This is a genomic window from Streptosporangium fragile (genome assembly GCF_039534445.1).
GTDB classification, from domain to species: domain Bacteria; phylum Actinomycetota; class Actinomycetes; order Streptosporangiales; family Streptosporangiaceae; genus Streptosporangium; species Streptosporangium fragile.
On record NZ_BAAAVI010000009.1, the window covers coordinates 59,351 to 79,095 of the forward strand.

Consider the following 19,745-nt stretch of genomic DNA (forward strand, 5'->3'; position numbering starts at 1 on the left):
GATCGAGTCCCTGCCAGGCAAGTCTCCCTACCCTGCCGAGCTGCACAGACGAGCGATTCGGATGGCCGCCGAGGTGCGGCCGGATTACCCGACCGAGTGGGCCACGATCAACGCGGTGGCCACCAAGCTCGGTATCGGCACCGCCGAAACGCTGCGCACCCGGGTCCGCCAGGCGCAGGCCGACGAGGGCAGCCGGCCCGGCCGCACCGCTGATGAGTCGGCCGAGCTGAAGCGGCTGCGCCGGGAGAACGCCGCACCGTCACGGAGCCGGACCCGCAGTTCCCAGACCGGCCCTTCGCGATGGTCCGACCATGGACCGCCAAGCTCGGTTCCCTTCTCCGCCAGCAGACCGGCCACTTCGTCAACCTGCTTGAAGTCGCTGTCGCTCAGATCGTCAAGCCACTCTCGGACCTCGGGCTCGATCTCAAAGCCGTACAGCTCACGCGCCCAGGTCTCCTCCCACACACTCATCACTCAGGGTAGCGAGATCTCGCCATCCGTGATGACTACGAAGGCTTGATCCGCCGATGTCCGACCACGTGCAACACGGCATCAGCGTCCCCATTCCGGACGAAGGGCCTTCTCGTGCCGCTCAGCCAGATCAGCGTCACTCTCGGACAAGGTGAAGAGCCGGAGGCTCCGGCTCAGCCCTTTCGCGCTCATCCAGACGACCACAGATCAGCTTCAGCGCCGGAGGCAGCTCCGCCTCCGGCAGCCGGTTCACCAGGCGGTGTGGTCCCTCGCGCATACTGCTCACGCCGACGTCGGGAGGTCTCGCATTGATCAAGTGACGAGACGCCAAGATCGGTTCCCGCGCCACTCCCAGCTCAAGGGCCAACGGCACGGTAATGGCACAGAGCCCCATCCAGGGATCCTGGACGGGGCCATTGTGACTGGTGGGCGCTACCGGGTTCGAACCAGTGACATCTCGCTTGTAAGGCGAGCGCTCTACCGCTGAGCTAAGCGCCCGGGAATCCCGTCGAACAGACGGGATAACACCTTACGCCACGCGGGGGGATTTCAGCACATCGAGAGACCACTCGGTGCCCGCGTCGGTGAATCCGGCGGCGCGCCAGCCGAGGAGGGCGGCGCCGAGCATGCCCGCGTTCACGCCCAGGGCGGCCTGGCGCAGGGGTGGGGCGTCGCGGAAGGTCAGGCGATTCCGGAGGCGTTCGGTGAGGGGAACCGAGAGCAAGGGGCCCGCCTCGGCGAGGCCGCCACCGAGGATGATGGCGGAGGGGTCGAGCAGCAGCGTGTAGGTGGCCAGGGCGAGGGAGAGCGCCTCGACGGCGTCGTCCCACACCTGGCGGGCCACGGGGTCACCGGCGGCGGTCAGCGCGGCGATCCGCTCGGCGGTGGCGGGAGCCGGGGGAACAGCCTCATCGGTGGGAGCGGCCGTGCCGGTCAGAGCGGGGGCGGCGGTCCCGGAAGAAACCGCCGTTCCGGCGGGGGCGGCGGTCCCGGAAGAAGCGGCCGTTCCGGCGGGGACGGTGGTCTCGGGAGAAAAGGCCGTGCCGGTGGCCGTGTTCCCGGAGGAAGCCGCGGCCAGGCGGGCGGCGTAGCGGCGGGCCACGGCGGAGGCCGAGGCGTAGGTCTCCAGGCAGCCGACCTGGCCGCAGGCGCACGGCTCACCCTGCGGGAAGACCGGAATGTGACCGATCTCGCCGCCCCAGCCCGCGGTGCCGCCGTACGGTTCGCCGTTGACGATCACGGCGCCCGCGATGCCGGTGCCGATGGGCAGGAACAGGAAGTCGGACAGTTCTCGGCCGGCGCCGAGGACGCTCTCGGCGAGGCCGCCGGTGCGCACGTCGTGGCCGAGCATGACGGGCACGTCCAGCGGGACGAAGTCCGCCGCGGGGACGCCACGCCAGCCGATGTTGGCCGAGTAGAGCGCCGTGTCGGCGGTGACCAGGCCGGGGACGGCGAGGCCGACTCCTTCGGGGGTGCCGCCACCCGCCGCGGCGAGATCACCGATGAAGGAACGGATCTCCTCCACCACGGCGGCAGGGCCCCTGTCGCGCGGGGTCGCGCGGCGGTCGATGCGGAGGATCTCGCCGGAACGGGCGACGAGGCCGCCCTTCATCGACGTTCCACCGACGTCAAGGGCCACAACGAAGGAGCTCATGCACCTGTCCAGCGGGTCGAGGGAAGCGGGGCCGAGCCCGACCCTAGCGCACGCGGAGATGGCGACATACGCCGATATATGCCGTGATATCGACAGGCCGGTGCGGGGGAACCCTGCGCAGTGTCCTGGCAGGGGTAAGGACGGCAGCGCCGCGGAAATCTTCCGCGGAAAGCGGCGTCAGGGAACCCTGCACAGCACCCTGGCAGGGATAAGGACGGCAGCGCCGCGGAAAGCTCCCACGGAAGACGGTGTCAAAATCTTCCGCGGAAAGCGGCGTCAGGGAACCCTGCGCAGCACCCTGGCCAGGGCGGCCTCCACCTCGTCGGCCAGGCCGGGCGCGCAGGACGGGGGTTGCTCGTCTCCGCCGCGCGCGAGCCACACCGCGCCGCACGAGCGGCACTCGACCTCGCCGAGCCTGCAGATGAGGGCGGCCGAGCTGCAGGAGGAGCAGGTGTCGAGGTCGAGATCGTGCATACGCCGGCAGTCCGGGCAGATGAGCACCTGCGCCTGGTGGCGCACCCCGCGCGTCCACGGACTGGCGCCGCGGACCGGGTCGGTCTGCCTGGCCCCGCAGGAGAAGCAGGGCATGATCGCCTCCTGGAAGGTCGAGCCCGGTGGGCGCCGGGTGGGCGTCCGCCGGATCACCGCTCAGGGAAGGTCGGCGAGCACCTTGCGGTACTCGGCGATGTCTCGTGCCTGCGAGGCCGGGTTCACGACGTTCCAGCGGACCGCGCCCTCACCGTCGATGATGAAGGTGGCCCGCTTCGCGACGCCGTTCTCCTCATCGAACACACCGTACGCCCGCGCGACCTGCCCGTGCGGCCAGAAGTCGGAGAGCAACGAGAAAGCGTATCCCTGCTGGTCCGCCCACGTGCGGAGAGCGAAGGCCGAGTCGACCGAGACGGTCAGCACCTTCACGTCGTCGGGCAGCCCGGCGGTGAACTCGTCGCGGAGGGCGTCGAGCTCACGGCCGCAGACGCCGCTGAAGGCGAGTGGATAGAAGATCAGCACGATCTTTTTACCCCGGTACTGCGAGAGCTTGACCGGGGCGCCGTGCTGGTCCCTCAGCTCGAAGTCCGGGGCCTGGGCCCCCACCTCGACGGCCATACCCGAAGGTCCTTTCCTTGATGGCGGCGGGCACCATCATCCTGCCGTACGGCTCGCCCGAGCCGTACGGCAGGGCGGACCCTTAGCGGCGCGCCCTGGGCGTCGCCAGGCGCGTCCCCGACCAGTCGGGGGCGGCGCTGATACTGCTGGTCTGCGACAGACCCGCGGTCGCGGCGTCCTCCCCGATGTCGCTCGGCTCCACGTGCCCGTCCCGGCCGGCTTTGGGAGTGAGCAGCCATATCTGACCACCGTCGGTCAGGTTGGTCATCACGGTGCTCAGGGTGTCGAACAGATCACCGTCACCATCGCGCCACCACAGCAGCACGACGTCGACGACGTCCTCGAAGTCTTCGTCGACCAGCTCGTTGCCGGTCAGCTCCTCGATGGAGTCGCGCAGATCGTCGTCGGCGTCCTCATCCCAGCCGACCTCCTGCACCACCTGACCCGGCTTGAGGCCGAGTCGTTCGGCCAGGCTGCGTTCGCCCTGCGCCTGACCCGCGGTCGCGCTCACGTTTGTCCCTCCTGCTTGAATGGCCCCGCAATCACACGGTGCTCAGAGTGCTTCGGCACAGTCCACACGCTGTGACCCTCAGTCGTCAACGGTCGCCACGGCAACGACTGGGCTACGTATGAACTAGTCCGACAAAAATGACAAACGGACCTGGCGTTCCCGATTGTCGACGTTGAGATCCACCAGAGCGACGGACTGCCAGGTGCCCAGCGCGAGCCGCCCCGACAGGACCGGGACGGTGGCGTACGGCGGAATGAGGGCGGGCATGACATGTGACCGTCCATGCCCCCTGGAACCGTGCGCATGCTTCCATCTGTCGTCGGCCGGAAGAAGATCTTCCAGGGCCGCGAGCAGGTCGTCGTCGCTGCCCGAACCGAGTTCGAGCAGCGCGACCCCCGCCGTCGCGTGGGGGACGAAGACGTGCAGCAGCCCGTCTCCCCCACATGACCGGACGAAGCTCTCGCACTCGGAGGTGATGTCGTGCACCCGCTCTCGGGCCCCCGTTACCACCTCGATCGTCTGAGATCTCACATACCGATCCTACGATCCATCCTGAGCTGGGACGACGGCCGTGCCCGGTCTGTGACACACGGAGGCCCGCCCTCCGCGAGCCCCGGGGGGCGGGCCTCCCTGGCACAGGGTGCCGGGGAGGAGAGTAGCGCGTTACAGGCATGGAGAGTTTTACGTACATATGGAGAGCTCTGCGCGCACCGGCGAGCTCGGGCGCGCCCGTCGGCGGGCGCGCGGGCGCCTCCACCGGCGCGCGGGGTTTGCCCACCGGCGAAGAGGCGGAGGCCCCGGCGGGTACGCGCACCCGCCGGCGGGTAGGTACGTTTACCGGTGGGCGCGCATACTCACCTGCGGATACACGCGGGTGACGCCCGCGCGTCCGGGCAGGCGCTCGCGGCGTGCGGTTCCTCACCCGCCGTCGGGCCCGGCTTCTTCCCCGTCCCGGCCTCTCGGGACGTGCGGCGGGGGCTCCTGACCAGAGGGGACGAGGGGAGGGAGATTCCCAGGGAGGGGAACTGTAAAAAAGGAGGAACCTCGTTGTAACCTTTGGTGGCAATTCGTCCTACCATCGGTGGTCTAGGCCACTTATATACCCCTGCCAGCAGGGATATCCTGGTTACCGGTCAGTAGAGATGCACTTTCCGGGGTAAGCGACCAGGATGGAAGACGACCTACACCAGACAAAAGTCCATCCTCGGAAGGCGAGACCCAGTGGCTTCCGGACGCCAGCGTTTCTCGATCATCAGCGACGGCCTACCCAGCCAGCTTCCTGATGTCGACCCCAGTGAGACCCAGGAGTGGCTCGAGTCGCTCGACAACGTCGTCAAGACGGAAGGTCGCACCCGCGCCCGCTATCTCATGCTCCGGCTGTTGGAGCGGGCTCGCGAGCACCAGGTCGGCGTGCCCGGCCTGCGCAGCACCGACTACATCAACACCATTCCCCCGGAGCGCGAGCCCTGGTTCCCCGGCGACGAGTACGTCGAGCGCCGGATCCGCGCCTACACCCGGTGGAACGCCGCCGTCATGGTGACCCGGGCCAACGCCCGCACCAACGTCGGCGGGCACATCGCCACCTACGCCTCGGCCGCGTCGCTCTACGAGGTCGGCTTCAACCACTTCTTCCGCGGCAAGGACCACGGCGAGTCCGGAGACCAGGTCTTCATCCAGGGTCACGCGGCTCCGGGCATCTACGCCCGCGCCTTCCTCGAGGGCCGTCTCAACGAGAATCAGCTGGACGCCTTCCGGCAGGAGCTCTCGCACGGCTTCCGCGGGCTGCCCTCCTACCCGCACCCGCGCCTGATGCCGGACTTCTGGGAGTTCCCCACGGTCTCCATGGGCCTCGGCCCGATCGGGGCGATCTACCAGGCCCGGTTCAACCGTTACCTGCTGAACCGGAAGATCAAGGACACCAGCCGCAGCCATGTCTGGTGCTTCCTCGGCGACGGCGAGATGGACGAGCCGGAGTCGCTCGGCGCGATCGGCCTGGCGGCCCGCGAGGAGCTCGACAACCTCACCTTCGTCATCAACTGCAACCTGCAGCGTCTCGACGGCCCGGTACGCGGCAACGGCAAGATCATCCAGGAGCTGGAGTCCTACTTCCGCGGCGCCGGCTGGAACGTCATCAAGGTCGTCTGGGGCCGCGACTGGGACCCGCTGCTGGCGGCCGACGTCGACGGCGTGCTCGTCAACAAGATGAACACCGTTCCCGACGGCCAGTTCCAGACCTACTCCGTCGAGTCGGGCGCGTACATCCGCGAGAACTTCTTCGGCGACGACCCCCGCCTGCGCAAGATGGTCGAGCACCTGTCGGACGAGGACATCCGCAAGCTGTCGCGCGGCGGTCACGACTACCGCAAGGTCTACGCGGCCTACAAGGCGGCCCGCGAGCACGTCGGCCAGCCGACGGTCATCCTCGCCCAGACCATCAAGGGCTGGACGCTCGGCAAGGACTTCGAGGCGCGCAACGCGACGCACCAGATGAAGAAGATGTCCAAGGCCGACCTGAAGGAGTTCCGCGACCGGCTCTATCTGCCGATCCCCGACTCCGCCCTCGAAGGCGACCTGCCGCCCTACTTCCACCCGGGCGAGAACGACCCGGAGATCCAGTACATGAAGGAGCGCCGCGCGGCCCTGGGCGGCTTCCTGCCCAAGCGCGTGGTCCGGGCCAAGCCGCTCGCGCTCCCCGGCGACACGGCCTTCTCGCAGCTGAAGAAGGGCTCCGGCAAGCAGAACGTCGCCACCACCATGGCGTTCGTCCGCCTGCTCAAGGACCTCATGCGCGACAAGGAGATCGGTCACCGCTTCGTGCCGATCATCCCGGACGAGGCGCGCACCTTCGGCCTCGACGCGATCTTCCCGACGGCGAAGATCTACTCGCCGCACGGCCAGACGTACGAGGCGGTCGACCGCGAGCTGCTGCTGTCGTACAAGGAGTCGACCGAGGGTCAGATCCTGCACGAGGGCATCAGCGAGTCGGGCTCGATGGCCTCGACGATCGCGGTCGGCTCGTCGTACGCCACGCACGGCGAGCACATGATCCCGGTCTACATCTTCTACTCGATGTTCGGCTGGCAGCGCACCGCCGACCAGATGTGGCAGCTGGCCGACCAGATGGGCCGCGGCTTCCTGCTCGGCGCCACCGCCGGCCGCACGACGCTGAACGGTGAGGGCCTCCAGCACGAGGACGGCCACACCCCGCTGATCGCCTCGACGAACCCGGCCGCGGTCTCGTACGACCCCTCGTGGGCGTTCGAGGTGGCCCACATCGTCCAGGACGGCCTGCGCAGGATGTACGGCGAGCAGGCGGAGAACGTCTTCTACTACCTGACCGTCTACAACGAGCCCTACGCCCAGCCCGCCGAGCCGGCCGGTCTGGACGTGGACGGCCTGCTCAAGGGCCTGTACCGGTTCGCCCCCGCGCCGCAGATCCAGGGGCCGCGGGCCAACATCCTGGCCTCCGGCGTCGCCGGGCCGTGGGCGATGGAGGCCCAGCGGATGCTGGCCGAAGACTGGGGCGTGGCGGCCGAGGTGTGGTCGGCCACCTCCTGGTCGGAGCTGCGCCGCGAGGCGCTCGCCGCCGAGGAGCACAACCTGCTCAACCCCGAGAGCGAGCAGCGCGTGCCGTACGTGACGCGGGTGCTCTCGGCGGCGCAGGGGCCCTTCGTGGGCGTCAGCGACTACATGCGCGCCGTACAGGACCAGATCGCCCAGTGGGTGCCGGGCGACTGGAGCTCCCTGGGCACCGACGGCTTCGGCCTGTCGGACACGCGGTCGGCGCTGCGCCGCCACTTCCACGTCGACGCGGCCTCGATCACCCTGGCCGTGCTCACCCAGCTGGTCAGGCGGGGCGAGCTGAACGCGGCGGTGCTGAGCGACGCGATCGCCAAGTACCACCTGAAGAACGGCGTGACCGAGGCCGGCGGCGCCGAGAGCAACGACACGCAGTCCATGGGACTCTGACCGTTTCCGGGCGGGCTCTTCTTTGTTTAGAAGAGTCCGCCCGGTTAGTGTGGAATCGCTTCCCCCGGCGACCGAGACCAGGGGAGCAGTTCATGCCCGTGAAGCTGAAGGGGGCCGCGGCGGTCGCGGCCCTGTCCACCGCGCTCGCCGCCTGCGGCGGAGGCACCGGCGGGGGCGGCGTCGTCGCGGACGCCTCCGGACCGGCCGACAGCGGCACCCCGACCACGGCCCCGGCGGCCGGATCCATCGCCTGGGGCCCGTGCACCGACATCAAGCGCCCCGGCGGGCAGACCCCGGCCCAGGGAGAGCCCGCGCCGGAGTGCGGCAAGCTCAAGGTCCCCCTCGACTACACCAAGCCGGACGGCGAATCCGTGGAGATCGCGCTCATCCGCCTGAAGGCCACCGGTCCCGGTGAGCGGATCGGCTCGCTGGTGTTCAACTTCGGCGGTCCCGGCGCCTCGGGAGTCGACACCCTCGCCCAGGCCGGCAAGGTCTTCGGCACCCTGAACGCCCGCTACGACCTGGTCAGCTTCGACCCGCGCGGCGTCGAGCGCAGCTCCGGCGTCCGCTGCGGCGGCACCGCGGTCATGGACAAGTTCACCTCCATGAACACTCCGTCCGTCACGGCGGCCGAACGGTCCGAGACGGTGCGGACCACCCAGGAGTTCGTGACGGCCTGCCGGCAGACGTCAGGCAAGCTCCTCCCCCACGTCGGCACCGTGAACGCCGCCCGTGACATGGACCGCATCCGCGCCGCCCTGGGCGACGCGCGGCTGCACTACTTCGGCATCTCGTACGGCACGCAGCTCGGCGCGGTCTACGCGACCCAGTTCCCCAAGAACGTGGGCCGGTTCGTGCTGGACGCCCCGCTGGACCCGAGCATCACCCTGGAGCAGCGCGCGATCGCCCAGACAAAGGGGTTCCAGCAGGCCTACAGGGCGTTCCTGAAGGACTGCGTGAGCGAGCCCGGGCAGTGCGAGATCGGCAGCGACGTGGACGTCGCGAACAAGAACATCGACCAGCTCCTCGACGATCTGCGGACCGACCCGCTCCGGGTCGGCGACCGCGTGCTGACCCAGGGACTGGCCGGCACCGCCGTCTCCGCCGCGCTGTACTCGAAGCTGACCTGGCCGCTGCTGGACCAGGCGCTCGGCCAGGCGATGAAGCAACGTGACGGGCGGATCCTGCTGGCTCTGGCCGACAACTACAACGGCCGCCAGCCCGACGGCAGCTACACCACCCTGATGAGCAGCTTCCCGGCGATCAGCTGCGTGGACACCGCGGAGCGGCCCACCCGCGCGGAGGTCACCCAGACCGAGACCAGGACGGTGAAGATCTCCCCGCTGTTCGGCGGCTCGGGCATGGGCGGGATCTGCTCGATGTGGCCGGTTCCCGGCAGCGACGAAGCCAGGAGGATCGACGCTTCGGGCTCCGCCCCGATCGTGGTGATCGGCGGCAGCGGCGACCCCGCCACCCCGTACGAGTGGGCGCCCAAGCTGACCGAGCAGCTCAAGACGGGCGTCCTGGTCAGGTACAAGGGTGAGGGGCACGGCGCCTACCTGTCCGGCGACGCGTGCGTCAAGAAGGCCGCCGACGACTACCTCCTCAGCGGTAAGGTCCCGGCGGCGGACACCACCTGCCCCAGCTCGTGACCCGCCCCTGCCGCAAGCCGTGACCTGGCCCCGTCCCGAGCCGTGACCTCGCCATGCCGAACCACGACTCCGCCGTACCGAACCGTGGCCTCGTCGCTCCGCACCCGCGGCGGGGAGCGACGGGGCGGGCCGTCTCTCACCGGGGGGAACGCCTCTCCCGGAAGACCGCTTCCCCCCGCCGGCGCGCGGACATAAAGACAGGTTAAACAAATTCGCTTAAGGAGTTTTTAACAGGGTCTTCGCTATACCTGTTCCCCAGTCGAAGGGAACGGGAATGAGAAGATATTTGGCAGCGGCGGTCGTCTCCCTCGCGGCGCTGACCGCGTGTGGGCAGCCGCAGACCTCCGAGGTCGTCTCCGCCGGAGGGGCGGTCCCCTCGGCCGCGTCATCGCAGGAATCCTCGGAGGAGGATGGCCTGAAGTTCGCCCAGTGCATGCGCGAGCACGGCATCGACATGGCCGATCCCGAGCCCGGCGGCGGCGGCAGCGTCATGATCCGCAGGAAAGCCGATGCGGAGCGGTTGGAGGAGGCCGGAAAGGCCTGCGGAAAATACAGCCCGTTCGGCCCGGAAAGCACATACTCCAACGACCCGGAAATCCAGGATGCGTTTCTCGCGCTGGCCCGGTGCATGCGCGGGCACGGAGTGGACATGCCCGACCCCGACTTCTCCGGTGGCTCGGTCAGGTTCAGCGGCAACGGGGTCGACCCGGACTCCCCGAAGACCGAAAAGGCGCTGGAGGCCTGCCGCGATCACCTGCCCTCACCGGGGAACCTGCCGTGAGGCGCGGCAAGGTCCTCACCGGGACCGCGACCGCCGTCCTGCTCGCCGGCGGCGGTGCGGCGGCCTTCGCCCTGACCGGCCAGGACGGCGGCACCCCCGCGGCCGCCGCCGCGGCGACCGCGGAGATCACCCGCTCCGACCTGGCGGACACCAAGGCCGTCGACGGCACACTCGGCTACTCCGGTCGCCGCGCGCTGCCCAACCACGCCCGGGGCATGGTCAGCCGGGTCCGGAAGGAGGGATCCGTGGTACGGCGGGGCGGCTGGCTCTACCAGGTGGACGGCAGACCGGTGATCCTGATGTACGGCGACATCCCGGTCTACCGCACGCTGTCGGCGTCCGCGAGCGGCCAGGACGTCCGGCAGCTCGAACGCAACCTCAAGGCGCTCGGCTACGACCCCGGAACCGTGGACGGGGACTTCTCCCGGCTGACCGGGCGGGCCGTACGGGAGTGGCAGGACGACGTGGGCCTGGCGAAGACCGGCATGGTCGACGCGAGCCAGGTCGCCGTCGCGTCCGGCCCGGTACGGATCGCCGAGGTCACCGCCGAGCCCGGAACGCCGGCCGGGCAGTCCGCGGTCGTCACGACCGGCACCCGCCGGGTCGTCCACGTCGACCTCGACTCCGCCGACCAGCGGCTCGCGAGGATCGGCGCCCCGGTTACGGTGGAACTGCCGGGCGGTGACGGCGTCAGGGGCCGCATCTCCGCGGTCGGCACGGTCGCGGAGCCCGTCGAGCGGGACGGCCGGTCCACCGGCGAGTCCACGGTCGACCTGGAGGTCACCCTGGCCGCCTCCGCGGACCTCGGCCGCCTCGACCAGGCCCCGGTCACCGTGAACCTCCGCAGCGAGGAGCACAAGGACGTCCTGTCGGTCCCCGTCGAGGCCCTCCTCGCCCTCCGCGAGGGCGGCTACGGCCTCCGCCTGGCCGGCGGCCGGGTCATCGCCGTCGAGACCGGCCTGTTCGCCGCCGGCCGGGTCGAGGTCTCCGGTGACGGCGTCACCGAGGGCGCGAAGGTCGAGGTCCCCGGAACATGACCGCCCACACCAGCGTGATCGAGCTGCGGGGCGCGGAGAAGAGCCACCCGGGCGGGATCCGGGCGCTGCACGGCGTGGACCTGCGGATCGCCGCCGGGGAGATGGTGGCCGTCCTCGGCCCCTCGGGATCGGGGAAGTCGACCATGCTCCATCTGATCGGCACCCTCGACCGCCCCTCGGCCGGGACCGTCCGCATCGCGGGATACGACGTCGGAGAGCTGACCGACCGGGAGCTGTCCGCGCTGCGAGCCCGGCACATCGGGTTCGTCTTCCAGCAGTTCCATCTCGCCGACGGGGTCACCGCCCTCGACAACGTCGCCGACGGCATGCTGTACGGCGGCGTGCCCCGCGGCGAGCGGCGGGAGCGGGCCGCCCGGGCGCTCGAACGGGTCGGGCTCGCCCACCGGCTGGGCCACCGGCCGAACGAACTGTCCGGCGGGGAGCGCCAGCGGGTGGCGGTGGCCAGGGCGGTGGTCGGGGAACCGTCCCTGCTGCTCGCCGACGAGCCGACCGGCAACCTCGACACCGCTTCGGGCCACGACGTGCTGGCCGTCCTGTGCGACCTCAACGCCTCCGGAACCACCGTCGTGATCATCACCCACGACGCCGAGGTCGCTGCCGCGGCCCCCCGCCGGGTCCTGCTCCGCGACGGCCGTATCGTCTCCGACGAGCGGGACCCCGCCGGCGCTGGAGACCGGGCGTCCATCGGCCCCGACGGGCGGGATCTCACCGCTCCCGGGAAACGGGCGTCCACCGGCTCCGGCAGGCCGGCGTCCGCGGGAGGCGCGCTGTGAGCCGGCCGGGCACCGCGTACGGCGACGGCCCCGGTCCGGCGTGCGCCGGGCGGAACCGCGGCCGGCCCGCGCGAGGACTCGCGCCGGCCCGGCTGAGCTGGACCGATCTACTGAGAGTGGGCGCCTGGGGGCTGCGTACCCGGCCGACCCGGGTGGTCCTGTCGGCGCTGGGCGTCGCGATCGGCGTCGCGACCATGATCGCCGTTGTCGGGATCTCGTCCTCCAGCAAGGCACAGCTGCTCGACCAGCTCGACCGGCTCGGCACCGGCCTGCTCACCGTCACCGCCGGCCGGACGCTGTTCGGCGCCGAGGCGAAGCTGCCGAAGGAGTCGGTGGCCATGGCCGCCGGGATCGGCCCGGTGACCGCGACCGGCGCGACCGGCGACACCGGCCGCAACGTCCGGCGCACCGACAAGATCCCCCAGGAACGCACCGGTGGGCTCGTCGTCCGGTCGGCCTCGCTCGACCTGCTCGGCACGCTCCGGATGGAGGTGTCCGCCGGCACCTGGCTCAACGAGGCCACGGCCGGGCAGCGCGCGGTGACGCTCGGCGCGCTGGCGGCCCGGCGGCTGGCCGTGCAGGAGGCGGGCGACCAGGTGTGGATCGACGGCCGGTGGTGGACGGTCACCGGCGTCCTGGCGCCGTCCCCGCTCGCACCGGAGATCGACCGGTCGGTGCTCGTCGGATTCGAGGCGGCCGAGCGGTTCCTGGGCTTCGACGGTCACCCGACCACGATCTACGTCCGCTCCGCCGACGAGGCGGTCGGCGACGTACGGGCGGTGCTTCCACGGACCGTCAACCCGGAGAAGCCGGAGGAGGTCGAGGTCGGCAGGCCGTCCGACGCGTTGGCGGCCAGGGCCGCGGCCGACGGGGCGTTCACCGACCTGCTGCTCGGCGTCGGCGCGGTCGCGCTGCTGGTCGGCGGGGTCGGCGTGGCCAACACCATGGTCATCTCGGTGCTGGAGCGCCGCCGCGAGATCGGCCTGCGCCGTTCCCTCGGCGCCACCCGGGGACAGGTGTGCGGCCAGTTCCTGACCGAGTCGCTGCTCCTGGCCGGCCTGGGCGGCATCGCCGGCGCGGCGCTGGGTTCCCTGGTCACGGCCGGCTACGCGGCCGTGCGGGACCTGCCGGCCGTCGTCCCGATCTGGGCGCCGGCCGGAGGTCTCGCGGCGACCCTGCTGGTGGGGACCGTCGCCGGGATCTACCCCGCGATGCGCGCCGCCCGGATGTCCCCCACCCTCGCCCTCGGCACCCCCTGAAGCCACGCGCGCGAGGGCCGGGGCCTCGACCGGGTCGAGGCCGAAGGCGGTCAGGTCGGCGCGGTGGCCCGGCGCGGACCGATCACCCTTTATCTGGTGTTTAGCCGCCGGAAAGCAGGATGGCGACCATGCGGGTGCTCATTGCGGAGGACGAGCGGGTGCTCGCCGAGATCGTGGCGACCGGCCTGCGGCGGGAGACCATGGCCGTGGACGTGGTCCATGACGGCGACGCGGCCCTGGAACGGGCCGCGGTCAACGACTACGACGTGATCGTGCTGGACCGGGACCTGCCGGTCGTCCACGGCGACGAGGTCTGCCGCCGGCTGGCGACCGGCCGGATCCCGGCCCGGATCATCATGCTGACCGCTGCCGCGGACCTGAAGTCGAAGGTCGAGGGCCTGTCGATCGGGGCCGACGACTACCTGTCCAAGCCCTTCGACTTCCCCGAACTGGTGGCCCGGCTGCGCGCGCTGGCCCGCCGCGCGCCTCAGTCGACGCCTCCGGTGCTCAGCCGCGCGGGCATCACCCTGGACCCCGCCCGCCGCGAGGTGTTCCGGGACGGCCGGTACGTGTCGCTCAGTCCCAAGGAGTTCGCGGTCCTGGAGATCCTGATGCGAGCCGAGGGTACCGTGGTCAGCGCCGAGGAGCTGCTGGAGAAGGCGTGGGACGAAAACATCAGCTACTTCACCAACTCGGTGCGCGTCACGGTGATGACCCTGCGCAAGAAGCTCGGCGCCCCGCAGGTGGTGGAGACGGTGACCGGCTCGGGGTACCGGCTGTGAGTTCCCGGCGGATCACGGTGCGGCTGCGCCTGACGCTCGTCTACGGGAGCCTCTTCTTCCTGGCGGGCGTGGCGCTGGTGGTGGTCAACTACTACGTGGTCCAGCGGACGCTCCACCAGCCTCCGCGAATCGTGCTCGGCGCCCCCCTCACCTCCCATCCGCTCCCCCCGAGCGCGGAGGAGATCACGCGGACCGTCGCCGAGATGAAGGACCAGTACCGGACCACCGTGATGTCGTCGCTGGTCCGGTGGTCGCTGATGGCCGTCGCGATCGTCGGGGTGGCGGGGCTGGCCATCGGGTGGATCGTGGCCCGCCGGGTGCTGGCCCCGCTGCACACGATGACCGAGGCGGCCCGCCGGCTGTCGGAGAGCACCCTGCACGAGCGCATCGCCCTGGACGGCCCGCGCGACGAGCTCCGCGACCTGGCCGACACCTTCGACTCCATGCTGGAACGCCTGGACCGGGCCTTCGACGGCCAGCGCCGCTTCGTCGCCAATGCCTCCCACGAGCTGCGCACCCCGCTGGCCATCAACCGCGCGCTGCTCCAGGTCTCCATGACCGCCCCGGACCTCCCCCCGCGGATCAGGACCGTCGGCACCGAGCTGCTGGCCGCCAACGCCCGCCAGGAACGGCTCATCGAAGGACTGCTCCTGCTGGCGCAGAGCGAACGGGAGCTGACCGAGCGCCGCCCGGTGGACCTGGCGGAACTGGCCGAGATGGCGCTGACCTCCGTACCGGAGGCCGACGCGGACCTGCGCTCCGCCCCCGCGTCGGGCGACCCGGTGCTGCTGGAGCGGATGATCGGCAACCTGCTGGACAACGCCGTGAAGTACAACGACGAGCGCGCCCTGGTCGTCCTACGCACCCTGCGGGACGAGCGGGGAAGCGTCGTCACCGTGGAGAACACCGGCCGCGCCGTTCCCTCGGGCCGGGTCGAGGACCTCTTCGAGCCGTTCCGCCGTCTTGACCGCGACCGCACCGGCTCGGCCGACGGCGCCGGGCTCGGCCTGTCCATCGTCCGGGCGATCGCCCGGGCGCACCGCGGCTCCGCCGAGGCCTGCCCCCGCCCGGGCGGCGGCCTGGTCGTCACCGTGCGCCTGCCCTCCGGCTGACCCGGCCGCTCCCGCCGGGTGGTCCCGCGGCCGGCACCGGGCGAGCGGACGCGGCCCCGGCCGCACGGGCGGGGTCCGAACCGGATGGGGCCGGCACGGCGGACCGGGCGGTCCTGCGACAGAGGGTTCTCGGGCGCGCGCCGCAGGAGGGCGTTCAGGCCGGTGTCGTCTGGAGGGACACCAGCTCGGCGTAGCGCATCCCGCGGGACATCAGCTCGGCGTGGCTCCCCGTCTCCACGATGCGCCCGTCCTCCAGCACGACGATCATGTCGGCGTCCCGGATCGTCGAGAGACGGTGGGCGATCACGATCTGTGTGATGCCGAGACCGGCGAGGTTCCTCCGGATGCGTTCCTCGGTGAGCGCGTCGAGGCTAGACGTCGGCTCGTCGAGCAGCAGGATGCGCGGGCGGCGGGCCAGCGCCCTCGCGAGCGCGAGCCGTTGCCGCTGCCCGCCCGAGAGGCGGCCGCCGCTCTCTCCGATGTGCGTGCCGTAGCCGAGCGGCAGGGCGACGATCTCGTCGTGGACCTCCGCCAGCCGGGCGGCCTCCTCGATCGCGGCCTGCCCGATCGAGTCGTCTCCGAACGCGATCGTCTCGGCCACGGTCCCGGAGAACAGATGCGGCTGCTGCGTGACCACGCCCACCTGCCTGCGCACGTGCCGGGGGTCGAGCCGGCGCAGTGGAACACCGTCGAAACGGACCTCGCCGTCGAGGGGCTCGATCAGGCCCAGCAGGACCCGTCCGAGAGTGGTCTTCCCCGACCCGGACCCGCCCACGACGGCCAGCCGCCGTCCGGGCCGGATCCGCAGGCTGACATCGTGCAGCACCGGGAAACGCGGGTCGTACCCCGCGGACACCCCCGAGACCTCCACCTCGCCCCGGAGCGTCGGGCGCAGGCCTCCGGTGGGCTCCGGGACCGCGTCCAGCAGGTCGGCCACCCGATCCAGGTGGGCGAAGGCCAGATGGATCTGCTGCACGGTGCCGAGCAGCGAGGTCAGCGGCACGAGCGCCGCGTTCGCGAGCGCCGCGAGGGCCAGCAGCTCGCCCAGGCTCGACGGGCCGGGCAGCTGGGACGAGATCACGACGAGCAGGCCGAGGGCGAGAGCCAGCTGGAGGGCGTCGGTGACGGCCTGGGCGCCCACCACCTTGCGGTCCCGCGCGGCCCCCGCTGCCAGTTCCCGCCGGTGGGAGATCCGCCAGCGGTCGAACGCGTGCTCCTCGGTCCCGCTCGCCTTGAGCGTCTCGACCCCGGAGAGGCTCTCCACGAGGCTGGTCTGCGTGGCCGAACCGGCGTGGAGGGCGGCGTAGGCGAGGTGTATCGACGGTCCGGCGTACACCGCGACCGCGATCGCCTGCGCCGCCGCCACGGCGAACGTCAGCAGCGCGAGGTACGGTGCCGTCACCGCCAGGACGACGAGGTACGCGAGGGCGGTCAGCAGGTCGAAGGCCAGAGCCATGGAGCGTTCCGCGATCATGTCGCGTATCCCGGAGACCGCGCTCAGCCTGCTGAGCAGATCGCCGCTCGTCCGGCGCTGGAAGAACCTGAACGGCAGATCGAGGACGTGCCCGACGAGCCGTCGCATCAGTTGGGCGGCCACGCCCGTCTGCAGCCGGATGAGCAGGAACGAGCGTACGCGCGAGGTGACGAGGTAGGCGGTCGCGGCGAACGCGGCGGCGACGGCCAGTGCCTGTGGCCCGTGGGCGTCGCCGTCCACGACGAGCCGGGTGAACAGCGGCACGGCCAGGCCGAACAGCTGTACCCCCAGCGTGGCCAGGATCAGCTTGACGATGAGCCGCTTCTCCGTGAAGGCTGTCCGCAGCAGGGACAGCACGGCGCGGCCCGACGAACGGCCCGGGTCCGCGGGAGCCAGTCGTTCGGGGACTTCCGGCACGAGCGCGATGCCGCCGTAGGCTTCGGCGAACCGTTCCGGCGTGAGCCGGAGGCGGCCGAAGGCCGGGTCCGCCACCGTCGCGCCGCGGGCGTCCACCTGCTCGACGACGACGAAGTGGTGCTGCTCCCAGTGCGCGATGAACGGCGTGGGCAGCCCGCCGACGCGGTCGGCGGCCAGCCGGAAGGCGCGCAGTTTCAGGCCGAACGCGCTCGCGGCGGCGATGAGTTCCCGGAGCGTGGCGCCGTCGGCGTTCTCGGGAACGTGTGCCCAGATCTCGGCGATGCTCGTGCGGCGGCCCAGGGCGCTGAGCACCATGGCCAGGCAGGCGGCGCCGCAGTCGGTCTGCGTCTGCTGCATCCGCAGGGGTACGCGTCGCCGTCTCATAGCCAGTGCCACCGGATGTCCGCGGCCCTGCGGCGCCCGGCCAGCCACGTGGTGTAGGCCGCCTCCGCCGCGGCTGCGAGAACGGCGGGATCGTCCGGGTCGGGAGGGAATCTCCGCAGCACCGCGCCGGCCAGCGGGCCGCCCTCGGACTCCACGGGACCGATCACCCGGCCGGTCGCGGCGGTGCGGAGCGGCGCCGGCAGTTCGGAGCCGAGCGCGGTGGCCATCGTGAGCCGGAGCCGTCCGGTGCCGCCGTGAACCGAGTGCTCCGCGCGGCGCAGCAGCTCGGCGGCCGAGTCCGCCCGGGCGATCTCGCCGATCACCGCCCCGTCGCGGCCGGTGACCCACGCCGCGCGCGTCAGGCAGAAGTCCCTGATGTGGGACTGGAGGTAGGCCCGCGCCGGGGCGCCGGCGAACCGCCTGCGGACGCGGTTCATCCGGGCGGTCGTCTCCATGTGGCCGGCGAAGGCGTCCTCCGTCAGCCCGACCTCGGCGAGCCAGTCGAGTGTCCGTTCCCTGGTGAACAGGCCGCGCCGCCGCCGGAAGTCGTCCACGGCCTCCTGCAGCTCCGTGTCGGTGACCGGGGTGCGGTCCTCGGCGATCTCCGACAGGAGGATCCGGTAGTCCACGAGCTGCTCGTGCACGGTGCGGTCGCGGACGCCGAGGGCGCGCAGCGCGTAGAGCGCGGCCTGGACGGACAGGTCCTTGCCGTCGACGCTCACCACCTGCCCGGCCGCCCAGTGGGTGGCGCGGTCGACGAGCCACGGCACGCCGTCCTCGGTCTGCGCGGAGATCGCCACCGTGCCGCCTTCGGGGTGGGTCAGCAGTAGGTCGTAGCCGACCAGCAGGCTGCCGGGTGGCTCGTCGACGACGAGTTCCGCGTCCAGCCCGGGGTGGTCGGCCGACCACGTGGCGACCTGTTCGCGTGCGTCCTCGGCTTTCTCCGCGCTTCGCGGCAGGGAGCGCAGGAGCTGTACGGCCGAGGCCAGCTCCGCGCCGAACCGGTGGGTCATGGTGTTCCTGTCTGTGTGAGCCAGTCGGCGATGGCGGCGCTGATCGGCAGCCCGGCGAGCAACTCGACGAACGCCCACTGGCCGGTGACGTTGAGGTCGAGGAACACGTACTCCCCGTCGGGCGTGAGGACCAGGTCGACGGCGCCGTAGCTGAGGCCGAAGGAGGCCACCAGACGCAGGCAGCGCTCCTCGACCGCCGGGGGAAGGCGGTGCGGGGCGTAGGCCACGCCGGGATCGTCGTAGTGACGCCAGTCCTGCCGGGTCAGGCGTGAGGACTGGGAGTCGATCTGGGCCGTGAAGACCCGCTCCCCCACGACCGTGACCCTCAGTTCGACGGCCTTGGCCAGGTTGGGCTGGAGGATCACGGGGGCGTGGCGGATCCGGTGGCGTCCGGCCAGGTCCCTCCGGTTCACCTCGGTGGTGTAGATGTGGTGTTCCTCGCCGCGGACGCCGAACGGCCGGTGGTCGAAGGTCTTGGAGATCAGCCGCCCGCCCGCGCGGTGCCAGGCGGGGACGAGCCGCCCGGGATCGTTCCCGGCGACGGTGTCGGGGATCGCGAACCCCAGCTCGGCCGCGCGCCGCAGGTGGAGCAGCTTGTCGTCCACCCTGACCATGTCCTTGGGCCGGGCGGGCATCCAGCGGCGGGCGGGCATCAGGTCGTAGACGCCGTGGAGGAGCCGGCGGGCGGTCTCCTCGGCGTACGCCCGCTGGGTGGGGTCGGTCACCGAGGTCGCCGCGGGCGGGCCGGGACGCCGGTGCCAGACGGCCGTGACCTTCGCGAGGTCGTGGGAGACGCCGCGATGGGTCAGGGTCTGCCGGCAGCGCCCGCCGAGCATCTCCGTGCTCACGGTGGTGCGCTCGGGGAAGTCGGCCTCGTCCCACCAGAGCACGGGCACGCCCCGCCCCTCGATCTTGGACACGACCATGTCCGCGGAGTCGTCCCGGGGGTTGCTGATGATCAACAGCATTGCCGGTCCCTTCGGGGGCGCGGCCGGGGGGCATCCCGGCCGCGCCTCTCGACCTACGCCCAGAAGCAGTCTTGGCGGCCACCGGACAGGGCGCTGCAGACGATGCCGATCTGCGCCGACATCGCACCGGTGACGACGTCCAACTGGTCGTCGGCCAGCTCGTCGGCGTCCGCCGGGAGGTCGACGATCTGAAGGTTCCTCTGCACTGAGGTCGCTCCTCTCGAAATTCCTGTCACCACCGGTCTGTGGTGATGAGAAGAGCCTCGCCGCAGCGGTTTGGTTACGACTTGCAGAGCGTCAGTGCCCTCCTAACCACGATTTGCAGGACGCTAGCGCCCTCCTTGTACCGCAGTGGTGGTT

17 protein-coding genes, 1 tRNA gene and 1 pseudogene are annotated in these 19,745 nt (G+C 71.2%); 9 read left to right on the forward strand and 10 right to left on the reverse strand.

Annotated features, from left to right (window positions below; translation table 11 throughout):
• Positions 1-61 precede the first annotated feature (61 nt).
• Positions 62-268 (forward strand): annotated as a pseudogene (locus ABD841_RS08385) (transposase); the annotation flags it as partial.
• A gap of 626 nt (positions 269-894) precedes the next feature.
• On the opposite strand, the gene ABD841_RS08390 reads toward ABD841_RS08385, so the two are convergent.
• From ABD841_RS08390 to ABD841_RS08415, 6 genes are all read right to left on the reverse strand, one after another.
• A tRNA-Val gene (locus ABD841_RS08390) sits at positions 895-969 on the reverse strand.
• A 31-nt stretch (positions 970-1,000) separates the two neighbouring features.
• The gene (locus ABD841_RS08395; RefSeq protein ID WP_344969499.1) at positions 1,001-2,125 is read right to left on the reverse strand and encodes an ROK family protein; all 1,125 of its coding nucleotides are present in this window, start codon (positions 2,123-2,125) and stop codon (positions 1,001-1,003) included.
• 276 nt (positions 2,126-2,401) lie between these two features.
• A complete protein-coding gene (locus ABD841_RS08400) occupies positions 2,402-2,713 on the reverse strand; it encodes a hypothetical protein (RefSeq protein ID WP_344969500.1) in 312 nt (103 codons plus the stop codon).
• 60 nt (positions 2,714-2,773) lie between these two features.
• Complete coding sequence (locus ABD841_RS08405; protein WP_344969501.1) at positions 2,774-3,232, reverse strand: peroxiredoxin; 459 nt, start codon at positions 3,230-3,232, stop codon at positions 2,774-2,776.
• Positions 3,233-3,314: 82 nt separating this feature from the next.
• A complete protein-coding gene (locus ABD841_RS08410; protein ID WP_344969502.1) occupies positions 3,315-3,743 on the reverse strand; it encodes a DUF3052 domain-containing protein in 429 nt (142 codons plus the stop codon).
• Between the two features lie 123 nt (positions 3,744-3,866).
• On the reverse strand, positions 3,867-4,274 hold the full coding sequence (locus tag ABD841_RS08415) for a secondary thiamine-phosphate synthase enzyme YjbQ (protein ID WP_344969504.1): 408 nt from the start codon (positions 4,272-4,274) through the stop codon (positions 3,867-3,869).
• Between the two features lie 690 nt (positions 4,275-4,964).
• Between ABD841_RS08415 and aceE the strand changes: the two genes are divergently transcribed.
• The 8 genes from aceE to ABD841_RS08455 all read left to right on the forward strand — a co-directional run bounded on the left by aceE (position 4,965) and on the right by ABD841_RS08455 (position 15,129).
• Positions 4,965-7,712: a pyruvate dehydrogenase (acetyl-transferring), homodimeric type gene (gene aceE / locus ABD841_RS08420; RefSeq protein ID WP_344969505.1), complete on the forward strand. Its 2,748-nt coding sequence runs from the start codon at positions 4,965-4,967 to the stop codon at positions 7,710-7,712.
• Between the two features lie 92 nt (positions 7,713-7,804).
• Positions 7,805-9,364 carry an alpha/beta hydrolase gene (locus ABD841_RS08425; RefSeq protein WP_344969507.1) on the forward strand — a complete coding sequence of 520 codons (1,560 nt, stop codon included), beginning with the start codon at positions 7,805-7,807 and terminating at the stop codon, positions 9,362-9,364.
• Positions 9,365-9,638: 274 nt separating this feature from the next.
• Positions 9,639-10,145: a hypothetical protein gene (locus ABD841_RS08430; protein ID WP_344969509.1), complete on the forward strand. Its 507-nt coding sequence runs from the start codon at positions 9,639-9,641 to the stop codon at positions 10,143-10,145.
• A complete protein-coding gene (locus tag ABD841_RS08435) occupies positions 10,142-11,182 on the forward strand; it encodes a peptidoglycan-binding protein (RefSeq protein ID WP_344969511.1) in 1,041 nt (346 codons plus the stop codon). The genes ABD841_RS08430 and ABD841_RS08435 overlap by 4 nt, the downstream gene beginning before the upstream one ends.
• Complete coding sequence (locus ABD841_RS08440; protein ID WP_344969513.1) at positions 11,179-11,976, forward strand: ABC transporter ATP-binding protein; 798 nt, start codon at positions 11,179-11,181, stop codon at positions 11,974-11,976. The genes ABD841_RS08435 and ABD841_RS08440 overlap by 4 nt, the downstream gene beginning before the upstream one ends.
• Positions 11,973-13,235 carry an ABC transporter permease gene (locus ABD841_RS08445; protein ID WP_344969515.1) on the forward strand — a complete coding sequence of 421 codons (1,263 nt, stop codon included), beginning with the start codon at positions 11,973-11,975 and terminating at the stop codon, positions 13,233-13,235. Before ABD841_RS08440 ends, ABD841_RS08445 begins: the two co-directional genes overlap by 4 nt.
• Before the next feature lie 128 nt (positions 13,236-13,363).
• Positions 13,364-14,017 carry a response regulator transcription factor gene (locus ABD841_RS08450; protein WP_344969516.1) on the forward strand — a complete coding sequence of 218 codons (654 nt, stop codon included), beginning with the start codon at positions 13,364-13,366 and terminating at the stop codon, positions 14,015-14,017.
• Positions 14,014-15,129: a sensor histidine kinase gene (locus tag ABD841_RS08455; protein WP_344969518.1), complete on the forward strand. Its 1,116-nt coding sequence runs from the start codon at positions 14,014-14,016 to the stop codon at positions 15,127-15,129. Before ABD841_RS08450 ends, ABD841_RS08455 begins: the two co-directional genes overlap by 4 nt.
• Before the next feature lie 154 nt (positions 15,130-15,283).
• Here the strand turns inward: ABD841_RS08455 and ABD841_RS08460 are convergent, their stop codons facing one another.
• From ABD841_RS08460 to ABD841_RS08475, 4 genes are read right to left on the reverse strand one after another with little or no spacing between them, the layout of a single operon-like run.
• Positions 15,284-17,377: a peptidase domain-containing ABC transporter gene (locus tag ABD841_RS08460; protein WP_344969520.1), complete on the reverse strand. Its 2,094-nt coding sequence runs from the start codon at positions 17,375-17,377 to the stop codon at positions 15,284-15,286.
• Between the two features lie 23 nt (positions 17,378-17,400).
• Complete coding sequence (locus ABD841_RS08465; RefSeq protein ID WP_344969521.1) at positions 17,401-18,417, reverse strand: TIGR04500 family putative peptide maturation system protein; 1,017 nt, start codon at positions 18,415-18,417, stop codon at positions 17,401-17,403.
• Positions 18,414-19,385: an MvdC/MvdD family ATP grasp protein gene (locus ABD841_RS08470; RefSeq protein ID WP_344969523.1), complete on the reverse strand. Its 972-nt coding sequence runs from the start codon at positions 19,383-19,385 to the stop codon at positions 18,414-18,416. The genes ABD841_RS08465 and ABD841_RS08470 overlap by 4 nt, the downstream gene beginning before the upstream one ends.
• 53 nt (positions 19,386-19,438) lie before the next feature.
• Positions 19,439-19,591: a hypothetical protein gene (locus ABD841_RS08475; protein ID WP_344969525.1), complete on the reverse strand. Its 153-nt coding sequence runs from the start codon at positions 19,589-19,591 to the stop codon at positions 19,439-19,441.
• Positions 19,592-19,745: the final 154 nt, after the last annotated feature.

Bases quoted from the DNA above. Each gene is read 5' to 3' on its own strand.
- ABD841_RS08395 (WP_344969499.1), bottom strand. From the start codon at position 2,125: ATGAGCTCCTTCGTTGTGGCCCTTGACGTCGGTGGAACGTCGATGAAG.
- ABD841_RS08400 (WP_344969500.1), bottom strand. From the start codon at position 2,713: ATGCCCTGCTTCTCCTGCGGGGCCAGGCAGACCGACCCGGTCCGCGGC.
- ABD841_RS08405 (WP_344969501.1), bottom strand. From the start codon at position 3,232: ATGGCCGTCGAGGTGGGGGCCCAGGCCCCGGACTTCGAGCTGAGGGAC.
- ABD841_RS08425 (WP_344969507.1), top strand. From the start codon at position 7,805: ATGCCCGTGAAGCTGAAGGGGGCCGCGGCGGTCGCGGCCCTGTCCACC.
- ABD841_RS08430 (WP_344969509.1), top strand. From the start codon at position 9,639: ATGAGAAGATATTTGGCAGCGGCGGTCGTCTCCCTCGCGGCGCTGACC.
- ABD841_RS08440 (WP_344969513.1), top strand. From the start codon at position 11,179: ATGACCGCCCACACCAGCGTGATCGAGCTGCGGGGCGCGGAGAAGAGC.
- ABD841_RS08450 (WP_344969516.1), top strand. From the start codon at position 13,364: ATGCGGGTGCTCATTGCGGAGGACGAGCGGGTGCTCGCCGAGATCGTG.
- ABD841_RS08460 (WP_344969520.1), bottom strand. From the start codon at position 17,377: ATGCAGCAGACGCAGACCGACTGCGGCGCCGCCTGCCTGGCCATGGTG.
- ABD841_RS08465 (WP_344969521.1), bottom strand. From the start codon at position 18,417: ATGACCCACCGGTTCGGCGCGGAGCTGGCCTCGGCCGTACAGCTCCTG.
- ABD841_RS08470 (WP_344969523.1), bottom strand. From the start codon at position 19,385: ATGCTGTTGATCATCAGCAACCCCCGGGACGACTCCGCGGACATGGTC.